The 745-nt window shown below is 70.1% G+C and carries 1 pseudogene; it reads left to right on the top strand.

Annotated features, from left to right (window positions below):
- Nucleotides 1-279: 279 nt before the first annotated feature.
- Nucleotides 280-745: pseudogene (locus GVN21_RS20350) on the top strand (hypothetical protein); the annotation flags it as partial.

The following is a 745-nucleotide window of genomic DNA, read 5'->3' as shown; positions in this document are numbered from 1 at the left end:
GGCGGGGGCGCAGAAGGCTTCGCATCCCGCGAAGCCTTCTGCGCCCCCGCCACCGTCCCCAGCGACGCCCTGCTGATCTACACCGCCAAGCCCAAGACCCGCCCCATGATGATGATCACCCTCCTGACCACCCCAGGCCGCGACCCCCGCTGCGATCCGCCGGGATGAGCGGGAGGGGGACTTGCAATCGCCGCGTCAGCGGGGGCGGAGTGGTTTGCTCGTAAAGGCCGTGTGCGCTCGAAACACTTGAGAATCCTGGGTGGCGCGTCAGCAGAACTGATGCACCCTGCGTCAGTGACCACGGCCCCACCCAACACCCCCTGGCGCGACGACGAACTCGACCTCATCGTCGCCGAGTACTTCGTCATGCTCGCCCTCGAGCAGTCGGCTGCGCCCTACGTCAAAGCCCGCCACGCCGAACGCCTGATGGCCCTGACCGGCCGCTCGCACCGCTCCGTCGAGTTCAAGTTCATGAACATCTCGGCGGTGCTGGAGCAGGAGCTGGCCCTGCCGCGCATCCGCGGCTACCGCCCGATGGACAACTACCAGGCCGCCATCTTCCCGGCCATCGAGCGCTACCTGACCGCCAACCCCGCCGTGCTGGCGGTCATGCAGGCCCCGGCGCCCGCCGCCGCAGCCCCCGGCTGGCCCCAGGCGGCGGAAACCCCCATCCTCTTCATCGACGCCCAGCCGCCCCTGCTGGCCCGGCCGAGGGCGCGGTTGCGGAAGTCGCGCTCCACGGGGT

This window comes from Caulobacter sp. SLTY, assembly GCF_009905535.1.
Lineage (GTDB): Bacteria > Pseudomonadota > Alphaproteobacteria > Caulobacterales > Caulobacteraceae > Caulobacter.
Note: the sequence above shows the minus strand (reverse complement) of the source record. Positions and strands in the feature narration are given on the sequence as shown.